This window comes from Hansschlegelia sp., from assembly GCF_035538955.1.
GTDB lineage: Bacteria > Pseudomonadota > Alphaproteobacteria > Rhizobiales > Methylopilaceae > Methylopila.
On record NZ_DATLJK010000004.1, the window covers coordinates 139,008 to 157,313 of the forward strand.

An 18,306-nucleotide genomic window follows, 5' to 3' on the forward strand; every position below is an offset into this window, starting at 1 on the left:
CGGGACCCTTAGCCGTAAAGTCCCGCATAGCGCTCGCGCAGCACGTTCTTCTGGACCTTGCCCATGGTGTTGCGCGGCAGCTCGTCCACGAACACCACGCGCTTCGGCTGCTTGTAGCGCGCGAGCCGGCCTTCGAGCGCCGAAAGCACGCTGGTTTCGTCCACCGCGCGGCCCCGGACCGGGACCACGACCGCGGTGACGCCCTCGCCGAAGTCCGGGTGAGGCACCCCGATCACCGCGCTTTCCAGCACGCCGGGCAGCTGGTCGATCTCCAGCTCGACCTCCTTCGGATAGATGTTGTAGCCGCCGGAGATCACGAGGTCCTTGCCCCGACCGACGATCCACACATAGCCGCGCTCGTCGATCCGGCCGAGATCTCCGGTGATGAAGAAGCCGTCGTCGCGGAACTCCGCCCGCGTCTTCTCCGGCAGCCGCCAATAACCCTTGAAGACGTTCGGCCCCTTCACCTCGATCATCCCGACCTCGCCTTGGGGAAGCGGCGCGCCGCTCTCGGGGTCTGTCACCCTCAGCGAGACCCCGGGCAGCGGGAAGCCGACCGCGCCTGCGATCCGCTCGCCCTCATAGGGGTTGGAGGTGATCATGTTGGTCTCGGTCATGCCGTAGCGTTCGAGGATTTTTTGGCCGGTGCGCTCCTCGAACGCCCGATGGGTGTCGGCGAGCAGCGGCGCCGAGCCGGAGACGAACAGGCGCATCCCGGCCGTCGCCTCGCGGGTCAGGCCGGGCTGCTGGAGCAGCCGCACATAGAAGGTCGGCACGCCCATCAGCACGGTCGCGCCCGGCATCGCGGCGATCACCGCAGCGGCGTCGAACTTCGGCATGAAGATCATCGACGCCCCGGCCGCGAGCACGATGTTGGTCGCGACGAACAGGCCATGGGTGTGGAAGAGCGGCAGCGCGTGGATCAGCCGGTCTTCAGGCGAGAACCGCCAAAGCTCCTTCAGCGTGAGCGCGTTCGACAGCAGGTTGTCGTGGCTCAGCATCGCTCCCTTGGAGCGCCCGGTGGTGCCGGAGGTGTAGAGGATCGCCGCGAGATCGTCGGCGCCGCGGGCGACGTCCGCGAATGAATCGGACGCCTGAGCGGCCGCCGTGAGCAGGGAGCCGCCGCCGTCCGCCGACAGCGTCTCGAGCCGCGCTCCGTGCCTCGCGGCGATCGGCGCGAGCGCCTGCTCGGCGGCCGGGTCGACGACCAGCACGCGCGGCTCGGCGTCGCCGACGAAATAGTCGAGCTCGGCAGGGGTGTAGCCGGTGTTGAGCGGCAGATAGACCGCCCCGGCGCGCACGCAGGCGAGATAGAGCGTCAGCGCTTCGGCGCTCTTCTCGACCTGTACGGCCACCCGTTCGCCCGGCGCGACTCCCATCGTGACGAGCGCGTTCGCGAACCTCGCCGAGCGGGCGAACAGATCGCCGTAAGTCCAGTCGCCGCGGGAGGTCTCAAGAAACAGCGTAGACGGGTCCGGCGCAGCCGCCCGGATGGCGTCGAACAGCCAGTTGCTCATGCGACCTTCTCCGGCCGGGCGGAGCGGGGCTGCGGCGCCCGCGGCGCCGGCGCGAGGCGCTGCACGGCAGGCGAGGCGATCACCTCGCCGCGGCCGACAAAGGCCTCGTGGTTCTTCTCGATGTCGGACAGGTCGTAGAGATAATTCACCATCATGCCATGCGCCTGGCGAAGGCCCCGCGGAGAGCGGTCGCCGAGAAAATTGATCCGTTCGAGCCGCGCCCCGTTTCCAAGGTGGAAGCGCGCGACGGGGTCGGCGGCGAGGCCGCCGGTCGTCTTGGCGCGGAGCAGATAGGTCGCGGCGGCGCGGCAGAGCGCCGGCTGCAGCTGCTCGACGGCGTCCGGATCCATATGCCAGCCGGGACTATCAAGAGGCGCGAGCTGCGCGCGTTCGGCGGCGTCGAGCAGGTCGGGCTGCTCCGCCGCGCGCTGCCGCGAGAGCCAGGCCGCGAAGCCCGGCATCGGCGACAAGGTCACGAAGGTCGTGAGCTTCGGAAGATCGCGCCGCAGATCCGCCACCACCTGCTTGATCAGGAAGTTGCCGAACGAGACGCCCCGCAGCCCCTCCTGGCAGTTCGAAATCGAATAGAACACCGCCGTGGTGGCGTCCTCCGCCCGGATCGGCGTTCGGCTCTCGTCCAGCACGTCGGCGATCGCGGAGGCGATCGACGTGGTGAGCGCCACCTCGACGAAGATCAGCGGATCGTCAGGCAGCCGCGGGTGGAAGAAGGCGAAGCAGCGCCGGTCCACCGGCTGCACCCGGCGGCGGAGCTCCTCCCAGTCCTTGATCTCGTGGACCGCCTCGTAGCGGATGATCTTCTCCAGCACGTTGGCGGGCGTCGCCCAGTCGATCGGCTTCAGGACCAGGAAGCCGCGATTGAACCAGGAGCCGAGGAGGTGCGCGAAGTCGGCGTCGACGGCGGCGAGCTCGGGCCGCTCCGGCAGCATCTTCAGCAGCGCCTCGCGCATCCGCACGAGCTGTCCGACGCCTTCCGGCGCAAGGTTCAGCCGGCGGATGATCTCCTGCCGTCGCGGCTCGGCGGCCGCGTGCAGCGCCCGTACCGTGTCGGCGGACGGTTTTGCGCGGTGCGCCTCGATGGCGGCGTCGAGCCGGCTCTCGTCCGGGCCGAAGCGCTCGAGCAGCATCGTCATGAAGGCAGCCTGTTCGGCTGCGTCCAGCGACTGCCAGCGCTCCAGGATTAGGCTCGCGAGCGCCATGCCGGAAGCCTCGCCATGGCCGCCGAGGAGACGCTCGCAGAGCTGCTCGAGCGTCGGGCGCGGGGCGTCGGCGCCGAATGGCGCGAACGACAGGAGCTGCCGGCCGCGCTCGGTGATGGTCTGCAGCATGTCGCCGAACAGAGACGCGCCGCTCATGTCGCCACCCCCATCATCTGGTTCGGGAGCCAGGTCGCGATCTCCGGGAACAGGCACAGGATCAGGATCGCGAGGAACATCACCAGCACGTAAGGAAGCGCGCCCCAGAGGATCTCCCGGGTCGGCACCTTCGGGGCGATCGCGTTGATGACGAACAAATTGAGCCCGACCGGCGGCGTGATCAGCCCGACCTCCATGTTGATCGTCAGCACGATGGCGAACCAGTAGGGGTCGAAGCCGGCCTGCGTGACGATCGGGAACAGCAGCGGAGCCGACATCACGATCACCGCGACCGGCGGCAGGAACATGCCGGCGACCAGCAGGAACAGGTTGATGACCGCCATCAGCACCCAGCGGTTCACCTCCATGGAGGCGATCGCGGCGGCGGCCGTCTGCGTCACGAACAGCGACGACAGCGCGAAGCTGAACAGCTCTGCGGAGGCCATGATCATCATGATCATGACGCTTTCGCGCATCGCGGAGCCGAAGATGCCGGCGATCGGCCTGAAGCGGAACAGCCGGTAGGCCAGGACCACCACCAGCAGGGTCAGCAGCGCGCCGGCGCCGGCCGCCTCCGAAGGCGTGGCGATGCCGCCGTAGAGCACGTAGAGCGTGCCGGCGATGATCAGCAGGAACGGCGCGATCCGCGGCAGCGCCTCGAGCTTCTGCGCCAGCGTGTAGCGCATCGCCCGCGCCTCGAACTCGAAGCCTTTTCGTTTGGCGTCGATCAGCGCCCAGGTCATGAACATGGCGGTGAGCATGAGCCCCGGGATCACGCCCGCCATGAACAGTCGGCCGATCGAGGTCTCGGTCGAAATGCCGTAGACGATCAGCGTCACCGAGGGCGGGATCAGGATGCCGAGCGTGCCGCCGGCGGCGATCGAGCCGGTCGCGACCGAGGCCGGGTAGCCGCGGTTCATCATCTCCGGGATGCCCATCTTGCCGATCGCCGCACAGGTCGCGGGCGACGAGCCGGTCATGCCGGAAAAGATCGCGCAGGCGCCGATGTTCGACAGCACCAGCCCGCCGGGCACCCGGTTGAGCCAGCGGTCCAGCGAGGCGTAGAGGTCGCCCCCGGCCGGCGAGGAGGCGACCGCCGAGCCCATCAGCACGAACATCGGGATCGATACGTAAGCGAGGTTCGCGATGCCGGCGAACATCGTCTCTGACAGCACGTAGAAGATCGGCAGCCCGCCCTGCAGGACGAGCGCGCCGACCGCCGCAAGGCCGAGCGCGAAGGCGATCGGCATCCCGGTCGCGAGCAGGGCGAACAGGCCGCCTACGAGCAAAAGGCCGGCGCCGACGGGGCTCATCGCGCGGTCTCCTCGAACGCATGCGCAGTGACGGCGTGGCCGGCCACCATGTGCTCGGCGGCATGCTCCTCGAGCGGCTGCCGCAGGATGACGATGATCTGCGCGACGTATTGCAGGCACAGCATGGCGAAGCCGACAGGCAGGGCGGAGAGCGGAATCCAAAGCCGGGGCGCCCAGACGCTCGAATGCTTCCAGCCGGCCGACCAGGCCTCTTCCAGATTGATCGAGCTCGCGGCCAGCATCGCGGCGCAGAAGGCCAGGCCGCACAGCGCGCCCACGACCCGAAGCGCGCGGCGCGGGCGCGGCGTCAGCAGCAGCTCGACGACGTCGACCCCGACATGGCCGTTCTTGAGCAGCACGTAAGGCGCGCCGAGGAAGATCGAGGCGGTCGCGGCGAAGATCACGAAGTCGGTCTGCCAGATGGTCGCCGCGCGAAACACGTAGCGCACCAGGATCATCTCGCAGACCACCAGCATCGCGGCGATCAGCAGCAGGGTCGCGACCACGGCGAGCAGCCGGGACAGCGCGCCGACCGCGGAGACATAGGCGGAGATCATGCGGGCGCCTCGGACAATGAAGGGATCGGGCGGCGCTTCGGCCGCCCGCCGACGGGCTGCGCGGCTACTTGACGGCGAGCGCCTTCTCGATCAGCTCGCCGCCGCCCGGCACGTCCTTGGCGAACTTGTCGTAGGCCGAGGTCTTCGCGATCGCGAGCCAGGCGTCGTAGTCCGCCTTCGACATCTCGACGACCTCGACATTCGCCTTCTTGTAGGCGTCGATCATCTTCTGGTCGCCCTTGCGGATCTCGGCGTCGAAGAAGGCCTCCGCCTTCTGCGCCCCGGCCATGATGGCGGCGCGCTGGGCGTCGTTGAGGCCGTCGAACACCCGCTTCGACATCAGCACCGGCTCATACATGAACCACAGCGCGTTCTCGCCGGGCGCCGTCAGGCACTTGGCCTGCTCGAACAGCCGGTAGGACACGAGGCTCGCTGACGAGGTGTTGGCGGCGTCCAGCACGCCGGTCTGCATGCCGGTGTAGATCTCGGAGGACGGCATCGAGGAGATCGACGCGCCGGCCGCGACCAGCATCTGCTCGAAGGCGGGGCCGGCGGCCCGCACCACCTGGCCCTTGATGCTGTCGGGCGAGGTGATGCAGCCCTTCTTGGAGACAAAGCCGCCGGACAGCCACGCGTCGGCGATCACCACCACGCCGTTGTCCGAGATCAGCTTCTTGATGTCGGCCATGAAGGGGGAGTCGTTGAGCCGCTTCGCCCGGTCGAGATTGCCGACGAGGCCCGGCATCAGGGTCGCGGAGAACTGCGGGACCTTGCCGGAGGCGTAGTCGAGCGGGAAGGACGACATGTCGAGCAGGCCGCGCGACAGCGCGTTCCACTGGTCGTTCGGCTTGTAGAGCGACGAACCCGGGAAGATCTGGATCTTCAGGCCGACATTCGCGGCTTCGACCTCGCGGGCGATGATCTGGACCATCTCGTCGCGGACGTCGCCCTTGCCGCCGGGAAACTGGTGCGACGCCTTGAGCGTCGTCTCGGCCAGCGCCGCCGGCGCGGCGAGCGAGATGAATGCGGCCGCGCATGCGCCGGCCAGCAGAGTGAGGCCTGCTCTTCCCATCGTTCCCTCCTCGTCGCCGGCCATGTTTTCTGACCGTTCGAGAGCAAAGCTGCCCCTCGATCGTCGACGATGTCAAATCGCTTTGCGCGCAGGAATGGCCAATCGTGTATACAAGGCGGGAGAATTCGGGAGCCGGGCATGGCCGAGAATGCGGTGCGCAAGGTGCGCGACGAAATCGAGAACGGCATCGTGGCGGGCGAATTCGCGCCCGGCGAACGGCTCGACGAGGTCATGCTGTCCAAACGTTTCGGAGTGTCGCGCACGCCGGTGCGCGAGGCGCTGATGCAGCTCAGCGCCACCGGCGCGGTCGAGCTCCGGCCGCGCCGCGGGGCGGTCGTGGTCGATCACAGCCCGCAGCGCGTCTACGAGATGTTCGAGGTGATGGCTGAGCTCGAGGGGCTGGCCGGCGCGCTCGCCGCCCGCCGCTGCACCGCTTCCGACCGGGCGGCGCTGAGCGCAGCCCATGAGCGCTGCCGCGCCTCGGCCGAGGCCGGCGGGACGGACGCCTATTATTACGACAATGAGGAGTTCCACCACGCGATCTACGCGGCGAGCCACAGCGGCTTCCTGGCCGAGCAATGCGGCGCGCTGCACCGCCGCCTGCGCCCCTATCGCCGCCTGCAGCTGCGCGTGCAGAACCGCCTGAGGGCGTCGTTCGACGAGCACGAGCAGATCGTGAAGGCTATCCTCGCTGGCGACGAGGAGGCCGCCCGCGCCCGGCTGCGCGCCCATGTGGTGGTGCAGGGCGACCGGTTCGGCGACCTGCTCTCCGCCTTCGCGGAGCGCGCGCGGCCCTAGAGGCGCGGCGGCGGGCGTCGCCGGGGCTTCGGCTTCCCCGCGCGGCCCTCGGGGGCCTTGGTCGCGAGCCAGATCACATGGCGCGCGCCCTTTCCGGGGCGGTGGGCGCGGACGCGGAGCTCCTCGATCGAGAAACCCGACTTGAACAGCCGCCCGCCGAACGCTCTGTCCGGCCCCTGCGACCACACGGCGAGCACGCCCCCGCCTTTCAGCGCCCCACGGGCGTCCCCGAGCCCTTCGGGGCCGTACAGCCCGTCATTCGCCGCGCTGGTCATGGCCTCCGGCCCGTTGTCGACGTCGAGCAGGATGGCGTCATAGTCGCCGCGCGCCACGCGGATCACGGCGCCGACATCCTCTTCGACGATCGTCACCCGGGGGTCGTCGAGGCTGTCGCCGAACAGCTCGGCCATCGGCCCGCGGGCCCAGGCGACGACCGCCGGAACCAGCTCGGCCACCACGACGGAGGCGCCGGGGGGCAGCGCCTCCAGCGCCGCGCGGAGCGTAAAACCCATGCCGAGGCCGCCGATCAGCAGGCGCGGTCGTGCTCGATCCCTGATCCGCTCGCAAGCGAGGGTTGCGAGCGCCTTCTCGGAGCCGCTGAGGCGGCTGTTCATCAGCTCGGCGGCGCCGATCTTGATCGAGAACTCGTCGCCTCTCCGGGAGAGCTTGAGCTCGCCGCCGCCCGGCGCCTTCGCGCTGTCCAGGTGAATCCAGGGGATCATGGGCGTCTTGCGGCTGGGTGCGTTCCGCCGGGCCGGGAATACGGCGGCGGCGTCCGACCGCTTAGGTCGAGAAACCGTGCGGGGTCAAGGAGCCGCGAACTGCGTCCGCGTCGAGGCCGCTCGTCCGCGCGGCTAGCCGCCGATCTCGTAGTGGATCGGCTTGAAGGCGTAGTTGTTGGACTGCTCGGCCGAGCAGGCGGTCAGGCCCACGACGAGGTCCATCTCGGCCCGGAAGACGATCCGGTCGCCGGCCTTGCTTTTCGGCGGCAGCACCTTCAGTTCGCCGGTCGTGCCGTTCACGTCGACATGCATGAAGACGTTGAACGCGATCGGGATGCGGTCCGGGCCGATCCCCCAGGGCGCGAGCGCCGCGACCAGATTGCCGTGGCAGCCGCGGTGAGGGTGCTCGTGACCGTAGATGATGCGGAACGTGTCGGCGCTGCACGGCGTCAACAGGAAATCATGGCGACCGACCGTGTCCTCCTCGATCCGCAACATGACGTTGCTGCGGTTGGAGTAGAGCGGATCTCCCGTCGTGAGGAAGATCCGCGAGGCGTAGTCCAGCGAGCGGCCGGAGGAGATCGCCTCGTCGAGATCTTCGCGCGCGAAGGCGACGAGGTCGGAGACCTGCTCGCCTTCCGGATCGATCACGGTGAGCGTCTGTCCGTGGGCCAGCTCGAAGGCGGCGCCGGAGCGGGGCGGGATGATCTGGATGCTCACGCCGCGTCCTTGTCCGCCGCGGGATGGAACGGGCAGCGCCACGCGCCGCCGACCTTGCGGCCGCTGTACTGGCGCGCCTCGCTGCTGTCGCCGAAATCCGCGAGCATCGGGTTCGGGCCGCCGTCGAGCGCGGCATCGCGCTTGCGGATCGCGGCCTGCAAAGCGTCGTAGCGCCCCTCTTCGCGCAGCTTGCGGAACTGGTCGTGGAGGTTGAACACCAGCGTCGGCCGCTCGAACCGGCGCGCCGCGCGGCTCGCGCCGTCATGCAGGCCGATGACGAAGCAGGCCTCCTGTTTCAGGCTGAAGGCGAAGGCGGACGAGCTCGGATCCTTCGACACCCGGCTGTCCCAGGCGTAACGCCTGGCGTCCAGCCGGTGCAGGGCGTTCAGCCGCGCCCACAGCGCCGTCTCGAACGCCTTCTCGGACAGGCCGAGCGGACCATCAAAGCTCGCCACGAAGGTTGCGAACATCGGGGCTTCTTCGCCATACCAGTCGATGAAGTCGTAGAGCTCGCGCAGCAGATCCGCGTCATCATCCCCGCTCAGGATGTCTTTCCCGAGCCAGAAGCGGGTCTGATCGCGCTTCAGCGCAGATTTGGCGCCGACGCAGGGGAACTCACTGTTCTCGACAAAGTCCCGAAACTGCCTCACCGCGCGGTGAGGCGACGCAACATCCAACATGCACAGCCCTTGACTCGTTGACTCCGCCAACGGGCTGCGGGGGGATTGGTTCCGAGGAGGTGCGTCGATGTGGCGGGCTAGGGAGTGGAGCAGATTATGCTGGGCGCGCGGCCGTTGGACGCCGTCATGCCCGGGCTTGACCCGGGCATCCATCATGCCGGGCGCGTCCGCGCCCGATGGATCGCCGGGTCAAGCCCGGCGATGATGAGCGAACATGTCTGCCGGCGGCGTTATCAGTAAATCGCTGCCGATTGATCATGCTTATGTCTAGTTGGAAGGGCAGGCTAATTTATCTATCGCCAGAATACTCAGCTGTTTTACCATTTAGTAGTTCTTATAAATTCCTCAATTGAAGCAGGAAGAGGGCGCTCAATCCTGTTCTTGCGCCGATATAACCTTTGTAGTTCTTGGCTTCTGATTGTGGCGGCCTCTTTGCTGAGCAAGAAGGTCTCCATGATCTCCTCAATTGACGCGAAGGGGTCGATCAAATGAGCTGGCGCTAAGAAAGCCGGTGCAAACCGCATTGCCTCCCGTTCTTCCCGACGAATTTGGGAGACTAACCGCTCGGCTATCGAGGGCGTGATTGAACGATTTCGTATGCCGGAGTGCTTGAGCCAAAAGTGTCCCAACTCGTGTGAAATCGTAAATCGCGCGCGGGGCTCATTAGAGTTCATTCGGCCAAATACGTCGTGACGCATCATGAGGATAGATTTGCTAGCGTCCCAGGCCGCTTCTGCCTCGGGCAGATCGTCATATCCGCATCTCTGATAATTAAAGGGCCGCGAGCCGGCGCGTTTGTAGGCGGTGATAACGGTCATTAGATCCGGCTGTAGCTGGTTATCTATTCCAGCTACCTGACGCGCAAGGCGCGTCTGACCTTCAATTTCCTCGTCAGTAAAGCCGCGCATAGCGACCTCCTATAGTCGAATCACTATCATCGCTCCCCTCTTTTGATTTGCGCAAGTAGAATGCAGAATCTTGTTCTTACGCAGCGTTCCTTTCAGCTGCACCCGCTCGTTGAGCCGCACGTGTCGCACTTCAGGCAGGTGCCGTTGCGCACCATGGTGAAGTTGCCGCATTCCGAGCAGCTTTCGCCCTCGTAGCCCTTGAGGCGGGCCTCCATGCGGCGGGCGTCGGCGGTCTTGGCGGCCGGGGCCGGCGAGGGGGCTTCCCAGGCGAGGTGGCCGAGAGCCTCCTCGGGCGCCGGCTCGCGCTTGAGCGCGGTCGCGGTCTGGCCGGAGATCGCGGTCGCAGCCGGCCTGCCGCCGATGGCGGTGACGTTGGAGGCCGCGGCCGAGCCGCGCGGCTCGCCCGAAGGAGCAGGCGTCACGACCGCCGTCAGCTGCCGACCGCGCAGGAGCCCCTTGGAGACAGGGGCGGGCGCCGGGGCCTTGTCCTGGCTGACGCCGCTGCCGATCGAGTCCGGAGTGATCTCCGACGGGTCGACATGGGCGAGGTCGTAGCGCGACAGGTAGGACACCGCGAGCTCGCGGAACACGTAGTCGAGGATCGACGTCGCGTTCTTGATCGTGTCGTTGCCCTGCACGAAGCCGGCCGGCTCGAAGCGGGTGAAGGTGAAGGCCTCGACATACTCCTCGAGCGGCACGCCGTACTGCAGGCCGAGCGAGACCGCGATGGCGAAGTTGTTCATCACCGAGCGGAAGGCCGCGCCTTCCTTGTGCATGTCGATGAAGATCTCACCGAGGCGGCCGTCGTCATACTCGCCCGTGTGCAGGTACACCTTGTGTCCGCCCACGATGGCCTTCTGGGCGTAGCCCTTGCGGCGGCCCGGCAGCTTCTCGCGCTCGCGCACGATCTGCACGCGCTCGACGATCTTCTCGATAACCTGCGCGGTGCGCGCCGCCTGCGGCTGGGCCACCAGCGCCTCGACGGCCTCGTCGGTATCCTCCTCGTCGTCGGCGATCAGCTGCGCCGACAGAGGCTGGCTGAGCTTCGAGCCGTCGCGGTAGAGCGCGTTGGCCTTCAGCGCGAGCTTCCAGGAAAGCTCATAGGCCTTGGCGCAATCCTCGACGGTCGCGTCGTTCGGCATGTTGATGGTCTTGGAGATCGCGCCCGAGATGAAGGGCTGCGCCGCCGCCATCATGCGGATGTGGCTTTCGACCGAGAGGAAGCGCTTGCCGGTGCGGCCGCACGGGTTCGCGCAGTCGAACACCGGATAGTGCTCCGGCTTAAGATGCGGCGCGCCCTCGACCGTCATGGCCCCGCAGATATGCGTGTTGGCGGCCTCGACCTCGGCCTTGGAGAAGCCGAGGTGGGCGAGCAGGTCGAAGCTCGGATCGTCGAGCTTCTCGGCCGGGACCTTCATGGCGCCGGTCAGGAAGTCCTCGCCGAGCGTCCACTTGTTGAAGATGAACTTGACGTCGAAGGCCGATTTGCAGGCCGCCTCCAGCGTGTCGATCAGCTCGTCCGGAAAGCCCTTGGCGCGCAGCGTCACGGGGTTGATGGCGGGCGCCTGGCGCATCGAGGCGTGGCCGACGGCGTAAACCTCGATCTCGGCGATGTCGGCTTCCGAATAGCCGAGCGCGCGCAGCGCCTCCGGCACGGCGCGGTTGATGATCTTGAAGTAGCCGCCGCCGGCCAGCTTCTTGAACTTCACCAGCGCGAAGTCGGGTTCGATGCCGGTGGTGTCGCAGTCCATCACCAGGCCGATCGTGCCGGTCGGGGCGACAACCGAGACCTGCGCGTTGCGGAAGCCGTGGGCGGCGCCGAGCTTGAGCGCGCGCTCCCAGGCGTCCTGCGCGGCCTTCACCACGGCGGCTTCCGGGCAGGAGGCAATGTCGAGCGGGACGGGGAGGGTGGAGAGGCCCTCATAGCCCTGCGCCTCGCCGCGGGCGGCGCGGGCGTGGTTGCGGATGACGCGCAGCATGTGCTCGCGGTTCGGCGCGAAGCCCTCGAAGGCGCCGAGCTCGCCCGCCATCTCGGCGGAGGTCGCATAGGCGACGCCGGTCATCAGCGCGGACAGCGCGCCGCACAGCGCGCGGGCCTGCGGAGAGTCATAGCCGATGCCGGACGACATCAGCAGGCCGCCGATATTGGCGTAGCCGAGGCCGAGCGTGCGGTAGCGCCAGGACAGCTCCGCGATCTGGCGCGACGGGAACTGCGCCATCAGCACCGAAATCTCGAGCACGACCGTCCACAGCCGGCAGGCGTGGGCGTAGGATTCGACGTCGAACGACTTATCCGCCCGGCGGAACTGCAGCAGGTTGAGCGAGGCGAGATTGCAGGCCGTGTCGTCGAGGAACATGTATTCCGAGCACGGATTGGACGCCCGGATCGGCCCGGAGGCCGGGCAGGTGTGCCAGTCGTTCACCGTGGTGTGGAACTGCACGCCAGGGTCTGCGCACGCCCAGGCCGCGTAGGAGATCTGGTCCCACAGCTTGCGCGCCTTCAGCGTCTTCACCGGCTTGCCGGTGGTGCGGGCGGTCAGCGTCCAGTCGCCGTCATTCTCCACGGCGCGCAGGAAATCGTCGGTGACGCGCACCGAGTTGTTCGAGTTCTGGCCCGAGACCGTGAGGTAGGCCTCGCCGTCCCAGTCGGTCGTGAAGGTCTCGAGGTCGATCTCGGTCTCGCCCTGGCGGGCGAGCTGGATCACCCGGCGGATCATGTTGTCGGAGACCTGGGCCTTGCGGGCGAGCTTCACCTCGCGCTTCAGCGCCGGGTTCTTCTCGGGCAGGAAGCAGTCGTCGCCCTCGCCCTCGCAGTTCACGCAGGCCTTGAGGATCGCGCGGACGTGCTTCTTGACGATCCGCGAGCCGGTGACGAGCGCCGCGACCTTCTGCTCCTCCTTCACCTTCCAGGAGACGTAGTTCTCAATGTCGGGGTGGTCGGCGTCGACCACGACCATCTTGGCCGCGCGGCGCGTGGTGCCGCCGGACTTGATCGCGCCCGCCGCGCGGTCGCCGATCTTGAGGAAGGACATCAGGCCGGACGACTTGCCGCCGCCGGACAGCCGCTCGCCCTCGCCGCGCAGGCCCGAGAAGTTCGAGCCGGTGCCGGAGCCGTATTTGAACAGGCGCGCCTCGCGCACCCACAGATCCATGATGCCGCCCTCGTTCACGAGGTCGTCCGAGACGCCCTGGATGAAGCAGGCGTGCGGCTGCGGCCGCTCATAGGACGAGGCGGAGGGGCGCACCTCGCCGGTCTTGTGGTCGGCGTAGAAATGGCCCTGGCTCGGCCCGTCGACCCCGTAAGCCCAGTAGAGCCCGGTGTTGAACCATTGCGGGGAGTTCGGCGCGGCCTTCTGCGTCGCCAGCATGTAGGCGAGCTCGTCGAAGAAGGCGCGGGCGTCCTCTTCGGTGTCGAAATAGTCGTGCGTCCAGCCCCAATAGGTCCAGGTCCCGGCGAGCCGGTCGAACACCTGCCGGGCGTCGCGCTCCGGGCCGAACCGCTCGGACTCCGCCAGCGCGTCGAGCGCAGCCTCGTCGGCGACGGAGCGCCACAGCCAGGACGGGACGGTGTTCTCCTCGACCGCCTTCAGCTTCGCCGGCACGCCCGCCTTGCGAAAATACTTCTGCGCCAGGATGTCGACGGCGACCTGGCTCCACGCCTCCGGCACGTCGATGTCAGCCGCGCGGAACACGGTCGAGCCGTCCGGATTGCGGATCTCGCTCGTCGCCTTGCGGAACGGAACCTCGGCGTAAGGAGACTGGCCGGCCTTGGTGTAGCGACGTTCGATGCGCATGACGTCCGAAGCTCCAATTCAGACCGGATGCGCCCCCGCGACGCGTCCGGGCCGCTCGCGCGGCGCAGCATTTGGCCCGTCATGCTCAACGCATGAGGGGGCGATCCCGCGCAAAGGTTTGCGCGACGGCGTCCGGGGAGGCTGCCCGCCTCTGCCCGTCGAATTCCGAGATGGTCTGACTCTCGCCGGGGCCTTTGGACGACCCCGCTGAGAGGGACAAACCTAAAGCGAGTCTCGCCGACGGGTCGAGTCGGAAATGGGGTTATCCACGCTAGCTCTCGTGAACGCCCGGCCTTCCGCCACAAGATATAGTGTTCCGGCAGAAGTGAATCAAACGTTGATGGCCGCTTGCGGTGATCGCTGAGGAGGCTGATTCCCCTCAGCTTCGGGACCGCCAGCGCCGCCTTGGAGCGCTGTGGACAACAGCGGGGAAAACGCGAAGCGATGCGGCTTCCGCATCAGTCGCCGGGGGCGCCGATCGCGACATGGGCGGCTTCGGCGGCCTTTGCCGCGAACGATGAAGCAGAGGCGATCCTGCAAGTCATGGCATGCGGCGCAGTCAGTTCAAGTTTATGTTCAGGCTGAAATTAGAATAAGTCGATCAAGCTGGAATTGATTGCCCCGTCGCCGCCTTGCGTCATAGATGTCGGCCTGTCGCGCGGTCAGCGCGACGCAGCGCGGAGGGCATAGTGGCGTCTCTGATCTCACGCACCGAAGTGACGTTGCCGGACCCGCATCGCGTGGCGTCGCTGCTGATCGAGCACATGCAGGAGCACGACGTGCTCTGCGAGCTTGTCGACGGGCGGACCCTTGTCGACCTCGGGGTCGGCAGCGGGGCGATCGAGGTCACGGCGACGGCCCTCAAGGTGGAGCTCACCGCGCAGGACATGGGATCGCTCGAGCTGCTGCGCGCCTTCGTGGCCGAGCATGTCGAGGAGTTCTGTGAGGGCTTTACGCCGACAATCGCGTGGCGCGGCAATGTCGCGGCGTCCGACCGGATCGCCGACTTTCGCGAGCTCACCCTCAAGTCGGCAGTCGAGCTCACGCCGAAGATGCGCCGCCTGACCTTCTCGGGCGAGGATCTCGCCCGCTTCGACTCCCGCGAGGGCATCCACGTCCGGCTGTATTTCCCGCCAGACGGAGTGGCGCAGCCGGAATGGCCGCGGGTGGGGGCTGACGGGCAGATCGTCTGGCCGCCGGAGGAGCGCAAGCCCGCCGTTCGCTACTACACCGTGCGCTGCGTGCGGCCCGAAGCGGGCGAGATCGACATCGACTTCGTGCTGCACGACGATCCGGGGCCGGGCGCCAGCTTCGCCGTCCGCGCCGAACCGGGCGCGGTGTGCGGCATGGCGGGGCCTGTCGGCAAGATGGCGCCGCAGTCCGGCTGGACGTTGCTTGCGGGCGACGAGACCGCCCTGCCGGCGATCGCCCGAACGCTGGAGCTGATGCCCGCGCGGGCCCGCGGGACCGCCCTGATCGAGGTCGGCGGGCCCAGCGAGGAGGTTCGACTGGAGGCGCCGGACGGCTTCGAGATTCGCTGGCTGCACCGCTCCGCCGCGCCGGCCGACGGCGGTTCGCCGCTTGCGCAGGCGGTGGCGTCAGCGCTCCGGCCTGAAGCCGACGACGCTTACGCCTGGGTCGCCTGCGAGTACGGCGCCGCGAAGGAGATCCGCGCCCATCTTCGCTCGGCGTGGAAGCTGGCGCGCGACCGCCACATGGTGGTCGGCTATTGGGAGCGCGCCCCGGCCGCCTGAGTCGCTCCGCCCGTCGTAACGGCGCCACAGCGCATGACGGCAATGTGACGCTTCCCGCCCGGCGCGCTGGGCCGCCACTGGACAGCGCCTACATTTTCCTTCACCTGCCAAGCGGAGCCGGGCGTCCGGATCCGCAACTCTCGCCCTGGCGGCGACGCGACGAGAGGCCAAAGGTGATGCTGAGCGCATTCCGGAAACTGATGCCGCGCGAGGACAGGTTCTTCGACCTGTTTGAACGGCATTCGCGCACGCTGGTCGCCGGCGCGCACGCGCTGCAGAAGCTGCTGGAAGGCGGCGACGAGGTGCCCCGCTACTGCGCCGAGATCGTCCGCTGGGAGCATGAGGCGGACGATATCGCGCGCGAGGTGCTGCAGACCGTGCGGCGCAGCTTCATCACCCCTTTCGATCGCGGCGACATCAAGGACCTCATCCAGTCCATGGATGACGCCATCGACCAGATGAACAAGACCGCCAAGGTCATCACGCTTTATGAGCTGCGCAGCTTCGACCCGCTGATGCGCGAGATGGGCGTGACGGTCGTCGAGGCCGCGAATCTGACCGCCGAAGCGGTTCCGCTGCTCAGCGCGATCGCCAAGCACGCCACCCGGATCAGCGAGATCACCGAGCAGGTCACCCGCGTCGAAGGGCGCTCGGACGATCTGCACGACCAAGGGCTGAAAAAGCTCTTCCAGTCGGCCGGCCGCGACAACGCGATGGAGTATTTCGTCGGCAGCGAGATCTATCGGCATCTCGAGGACGTCGTGGACCGCTTCGAGGACGTCGCGAACGAGATCAGCGGCATCATGATCGAAAACGTCTGAGCGACCGATGACGGAGGCCGCGACGCTCGCCCTGCCGCTCCTGATCGGACTGATCGGAGTAGCGCTGCTCTTCGACTTCCTGAACGGCCTGCACGACGCGGCCAACTCGATCGCCACCATCGTCTCGACTCGGGTCCTGAGCCCGCGCTACGCGGTGTTTTGGGCGGCCTTCTTCAACTTCATCGCCTTCCTGTTCTTCGGGCTGCATGTCGCGCAGACGATCGGCACCGGCATCGTGGACGCCGCTATCGTCGATCCCAGGGTGATCTTCTGCGCCCTGATCGGCGCAATCGTATGGAACGTCCTGACCTGGATTCTTGGAATTCCGTCCAGCAGCTCGCACGCCCTGATCGGCGGGCTGGTCGGGGCCGCGCTGGCGAAGGCGGGCTTCAGCGTCATCGTCTGGACCGGCCTCGGCAAAACCGTCGCGGCGATCGTGCTGTCGCCGCTCGTCGGCTTCCTGCTGGCCCTGCTGCTGGTGCTGGTGGTCTCATGGGCGGTGGTGCGGCAGACGCCCTTCGGAGTGGACCGCGAGTTCCGCCGGCTGCAGTTCGTCTCGGCCTCGCTCTATTCGCTCGGCCATGGCGGCAACGACGCCCAGAAGACCATGGGCATCATCGCGGTGCTGCTCTACTCGCAGGGCCATCTCGGCGGCGAGTTCCACATTCCGCTCTGGGTGGTGCTGAGCTGTCAGGCCGCGATGGCGCTCGGGACGCTCTGCGGCGGCTGGCGCATCGTCCACACCATGGGTTCGCGCATCACCCGGCTGGTTCCGATGCAGGGATTCTGCGCCGAGACCGGCGGCGCGCTGACGCTGTTCATTGCGACGTGGCTCGGCGTGCCGGTGTCGACGACTCACACGATCACCGGCGCGATCGTCGGCGTCGGCGCGGCGAAACGCACCTCCGCCGTGCGCTGGGCGGTGGCCAGCAACATCGTCATCGCCTGGGTTCTGACGCTCCCGGCGGCCGCCCTGATCGCCGCCGCTAGCTACTGGATCACGGGCGTATTCGCCTGACGTAAAAAAGGCGGCGCGCCGAAGCCGCCGCCTTGTACGCCTGCCGGCCGGCGCGCCCGAAGAGCGCGCCGCTTCTGATCACTTCGGCTGGTCGGACGACTTCGGCGTCTCGGCCCCGCCGCCGCGCCGGGCGTCCTGGTCGGCCTGCTGCTTCTGCACCTCGTCCGGGTTCTTCTGCACGTTCGGAGCGACGTCGTTCATCGCGCCGGTGGTGCCGGGGGAGGTCTTCTGGTCGCCGCTCGCAGAGCCCTTGTCCATGGACGACGTACCGTCGTGCTTCATGTCATTGGACTGCGCGTAAGCGCCGCCAAGCATGAGGGCGGTGGCGGCGGCGGCGAGCGTGATGCGCTTCAGCATGGGCATGGTTCCTCTCCAGTTTTTAGGCACAAGAGGAACTCTTGAGCAGGGAATTTGTTCCCGGGACCTTAGGCTGAAGTCCAGCTGACGCGGCGCGCTGCCGGCGCGACGTCGACTACTCTGATTTCGAAACGTGCTCCGGCTTGCCCTTTCGGCCGCCGGAGGCGAGCTCGTGGAGCTCCTTTTCCGTCATCGAATCAGCCATCGAGCGCGACGCGCCCTTCAGGTCGCTCTTCTTGGTGTCGCCGCGCTTCGCGGACAGGGCCGCGCCGGCGGCCTTCTGCTGCGACTTCGATTTCGCAGGCATGGCTCTTCCTCCTGCCGATCAGCCCCACCAGCGGTCCGAGGCCCGCCGGCGGTCGCTCGAGCAGATCGTCATGGCGATCACAGCGCCGGCCGCGGCCGCAAGACCGAGCGCAGCGAGGCCGGGGTGCTGAACGAGGGTGTCGCGCGCCCGCGTTGCGCCTGCGCGCACCGTCGTGGCGAGATCGTCATCCTCTTCGAACAGGCGGTGCGACATGTGCCGCGGCCGGCCGTTGATGCGGCTCACGCGGCGCGTGAGATCGTCCACGGTCTTTCGCAGATCGGCGACCTGCGGGCGATGCGTCTCATTCGAGTTTGTCTGTTCGGCCATTTGCAGCCTCCTCCATTGAGCGCTCAAGCGCCTTCGGAGGAGGAATTCGCGAGGCCGGAAATCGTTCCGGCGCCGGTCAGCCCTGGCCGTCGTCCGCGATCTGATCGGCGCCGCGCTTCTCGGCGATATGCACAAGCACGGCTTCCCGGGTCGGGTAGGGGCCGAACACCGGCGTTCCGTGCTCGTCCACGGCCCACCAGCCCACCTGGGCGCCGTCTTTCGGTTCGGAGAAGTAGACCGGCTTCAACATCGCGACATCCTCCTCGAG

18 protein-coding genes are annotated in these 18,306 nt (G+C 67.5%); 4 read left to right on the top strand and 14 right to left on the bottom strand.

Annotated elements, in window-relative coordinates:
• Nucleotides 1-8 precede the first annotated feature (8 nt).
• From VM780_RS02105 to dctP, 5 genes are all read right to left on the bottom strand, one after another.
• Entirely contained in the window at nt 9-1,517 is a 1,509-nt protein-coding gene (locus VM780_RS02105; protein ID WP_325444624.1) for a malonyl-CoA synthase, read from the bottom strand.
• Complete coding sequence (locus tag VM780_RS02110) at nt 1,514-2,890, bottom strand: malonyl-CoA decarboxylase (protein ID WP_325444626.1); 1,377 nt, start codon at nt 2,888-2,890, stop codon at nt 1,514-1,516. The genes VM780_RS02105 and VM780_RS02110 overlap by 4 nt, the downstream gene beginning before the upstream one ends.
• The gene (locus VM780_RS02115) at nt 2,887-4,203 is read right to left on the bottom strand and encodes a TRAP transporter large permease (protein WP_325444628.1); all 1,317 of its coding nucleotides are present in this window, start codon (nt 4,201-4,203) and stop codon (nt 2,887-2,889) included. Before VM780_RS02115 ends, VM780_RS02110 begins: the two co-directional genes overlap by 4 nt.
• Nucleotides 4,200-4,760: a TRAP transporter small permease gene (locus VM780_RS02120; RefSeq protein WP_325444630.1), complete on the bottom strand. Its 561-nt coding sequence runs from the start codon at nt 4,758-4,760 to the stop codon at nt 4,200-4,202. Before VM780_RS02120 ends, VM780_RS02115 begins: the two co-directional genes overlap by 4 nt.
• A 64-nt stretch (nt 4,761-4,824) precedes the next feature.
• The gene (gene dctP, locus VM780_RS02125; protein WP_325444632.1) at nt 4,825-5,832 is read right to left on the bottom strand and encodes a TRAP transporter substrate-binding protein DctP; all 1,008 of its coding nucleotides are present in this window, start codon (nt 5,830-5,832) and stop codon (nt 4,825-4,827) included.
• A gap of 138 nt (nt 5,833-5,970) precedes the next feature.
• Here dctP and VM780_RS02130 point away from each other — a divergent pair, with 138 nt between their 5' ends.
• Nucleotides 5,971-6,630, top strand: coding sequence for a GntR family transcriptional regulator (locus VM780_RS02130; protein WP_325444634.1), 660 nt, complete (start codon nt 5,971-5,973; stop codon nt 6,628-6,630).
• On the opposite strand, the gene VM780_RS02135 is transcribed toward VM780_RS02130, so the two are convergent.
• The 5 genes from VM780_RS02135 to VM780_RS02155 form a co-directional block, all read right to left on the bottom strand.
• Nucleotides 6,627-7,352 (bottom strand): spermidine synthase, encoded by a 726-nt coding sequence (locus VM780_RS02135; protein ID WP_325444636.1) that lies wholly within the window; start codon nt 7,350-7,352, stop codon nt 6,627-6,629. The genes VM780_RS02130 and VM780_RS02135 overlap by 4 nt on opposite strands.
• A 132-nt stretch (nt 7,353-7,484) precedes the next feature.
• Nucleotides 7,485-8,072, bottom strand: a complete 588-nt coding sequence (locus tag VM780_RS02140) for an urea carboxylase-associated family protein (protein WP_325444638.1) — start codon at nt 8,070-8,072, stop codon at nt 7,485-7,487.
• The gene (gntA, locus tag VM780_RS02145) at nt 8,069-8,752 is read right to left on the bottom strand and encodes a guanitoxin biosynthesis heme-dependent pre-guanitoxin N-hydroxylase GntA (protein ID WP_325444640.1); all 684 of its coding nucleotides are present in this window, start codon (nt 8,750-8,752) and stop codon (nt 8,069-8,071) included. Before gntA ends, VM780_RS02140 begins: the two co-directional genes overlap by 4 nt.
• Nucleotides 8,753-9,069: 317 nt before the next feature.
• Nucleotides 9,070-9,660, bottom strand: coding sequence for an ImmA/IrrE family metallo-endopeptidase (locus tag VM780_RS02150; RefSeq protein WP_325444642.1), 591 nt, complete (start codon nt 9,658-9,660; stop codon nt 9,070-9,072).
• Between the two features lie 92 nt (nt 9,661-9,752).
• The gene (locus tag VM780_RS02155) at nt 9,753-13,454 is read right to left on the bottom strand and encodes a vitamin B12-dependent ribonucleotide reductase (protein WP_325444644.1); all 3,702 of its coding nucleotides are present in this window, start codon (nt 13,452-13,454) and stop codon (nt 9,753-9,755) included.
• A 689-nt stretch (nt 13,455-14,143) separates the two neighbouring features.
• Between VM780_RS02155 and VM780_RS02160 the strand changes: the two genes are divergently transcribed.
• The 3 genes from VM780_RS02160 (at nt 14,144) to VM780_RS02170 (ending at nt 17,047) form a co-directional block, all read left to right on the top strand.
• Nucleotides 14,144-15,208 (top strand): siderophore-interacting protein, encoded by a 1,065-nt coding sequence (locus tag VM780_RS02160; RefSeq protein ID WP_325444646.1) that lies wholly within the window; start codon nt 14,144-14,146, stop codon nt 15,206-15,208.
• A 176-nt stretch (nt 15,209-15,384) separates the two neighbouring features.
• Nucleotides 15,385-16,029 (top strand): DUF47 domain-containing protein, encoded by a 645-nt coding sequence (locus VM780_RS02165; protein ID WP_325444648.1) that lies wholly within the window; start codon nt 15,385-15,387, stop codon nt 16,027-16,029.
• 7 nt (nt 16,030-16,036) lie between these two features.
• Nucleotides 16,037-17,047, top strand: coding sequence for an inorganic phosphate transporter (locus VM780_RS02170; RefSeq protein WP_325444650.1), 1,011 nt, complete (start codon nt 16,037-16,039; stop codon nt 17,045-17,047).
• A gap of 78 nt (nt 17,048-17,125) precedes the next feature.
• Here the strand turns inward: VM780_RS02170 and VM780_RS02175 are convergent, their stop codons facing one another.
• The 4 genes from VM780_RS02175 to VM780_RS02190 form a co-directional block, all read right to left on the bottom strand.
• Entirely contained in the window at nt 17,126-17,410 is a 285-nt protein-coding gene (locus VM780_RS02175; RefSeq protein WP_325444652.1) for a hypothetical protein, read from the bottom strand.
• A gap of 109 nt (nt 17,411-17,519) precedes the next feature.
• On the bottom strand, nt 17,520-17,711 hold the full coding sequence (locus VM780_RS02180; RefSeq protein ID WP_325444654.1) for a DUF3008 family protein: 192 nt from the start codon (nt 17,709-17,711) through the stop codon (nt 17,520-17,522).
• Between the two features lie 18 nt (nt 17,712-17,729).
• Complete coding sequence (locus VM780_RS02185; RefSeq protein ID WP_325444656.1) at nt 17,730-18,038, bottom strand: hypothetical protein; 309 nt, start codon at nt 18,036-18,038, stop codon at nt 17,730-17,732.
• 76 nt (nt 18,039-18,114) lie between these two features.
• Nucleotides 18,115-18,288 (bottom strand): hypothetical protein, encoded by a 174-nt coding sequence (locus VM780_RS02190; protein WP_325444658.1) that lies wholly within the window; start codon nt 18,286-18,288, stop codon nt 18,115-18,117.
• Nucleotides 18,289-18,306 lie beyond the last annotated feature (18 nt).

Coding starts and splice junctions, on each gene's coding strand:
- dctP (WP_325444632.1), bottom strand. CDS start 5,832: ATGGGAAGAGCAGGCCTCACTCTGCTGGCCGGCGCATGCGCGGCCGCA.
- VM780_RS02105 (WP_325444624.1), bottom strand. CDS start 1,517: ATGAGCAACTGGCTGTTCGACGCCATCCGGGCGGCTGCGCCGGACCCG.
- VM780_RS02130 (WP_325444634.1), top strand. CDS start 5,971: ATGGCCGAGAATGCGGTGCGCAAGGTGCGCGACGAAATCGAGAACGGC.
- VM780_RS02135 (WP_325444636.1), bottom strand. CDS start 7,352: ATGATCCCCTGGATTCACCTGGACAGCGCGAAGGCGCCGGGCGGCGGC.
- VM780_RS02165 (WP_325444648.1), top strand. CDS start 15,385: ATGCTGAGCGCATTCCGGAAACTGATGCCGCGCGAGGACAGGTTCTTC.
- VM780_RS02150 (WP_325444642.1), bottom strand. CDS start 9,660: ATGCGCGGCTTTACTGACGAGGAAATTGAAGGTCAGACGCGCCTTGCG.
- VM780_RS02155 (WP_325444644.1), bottom strand. CDS start 13,454: ATGCGCATCGAACGTCGCTACACCAAGGCCGGCCAGTCTCCTTACGCC.
- VM780_RS02185 (WP_325444656.1), bottom strand. CDS start 18,038: ATGGCCGAACAGACAAACTCGAATGAGACGCATCGCCCGCAGGTCGCC.
- VM780_RS02120 (WP_325444630.1), bottom strand. CDS start 4,760: ATGATCTCCGCCTATGTCTCCGCGGTCGGCGCGCTGTCCCGGCTGCTC.
- gntA (WP_325444640.1), bottom strand. CDS start 8,752: ATGTTGGATGTTGCGTCGCCTCACCGCGCGGTGAGGCAGTTTCGGGAC.
- VM780_RS02175 (WP_325444652.1), bottom strand. CDS start 17,410: ATGCCCATGCTGAAGCGCATCACGCTCGCCGCCGCCGCCACCGCCCTC.
- VM780_RS02110 (WP_325444626.1), bottom strand. CDS start 2,890: ATGAGCGGCGCGTCTCTGTTCGGCGACATGCTGCAGACCATCACCGAG.
- VM780_RS02190 (WP_325444658.1), bottom strand. CDS start 18,288: ATGTTGAAGCCGGTCTACTTCTCCGAACCGAAAGACGGCGCCCAGGTG.
- VM780_RS02115 (WP_325444628.1), bottom strand. CDS start 4,203: ATGAGCCCCGTCGGCGCCGGCCTTTTGCTCGTAGGCGGCCTGTTCGCC.
- VM780_RS02170 (WP_325444650.1), top strand. CDS start 16,037: ATGACGGAGGCCGCGACGCTCGCCCTGCCGCTCCTGATCGGACTGATC.
- VM780_RS02180 (WP_325444654.1), bottom strand. CDS start 17,711: ATGCCTGCGAAATCGAAGTCGCAGCAGAAGGCCGCCGGCGCGGCCCTG.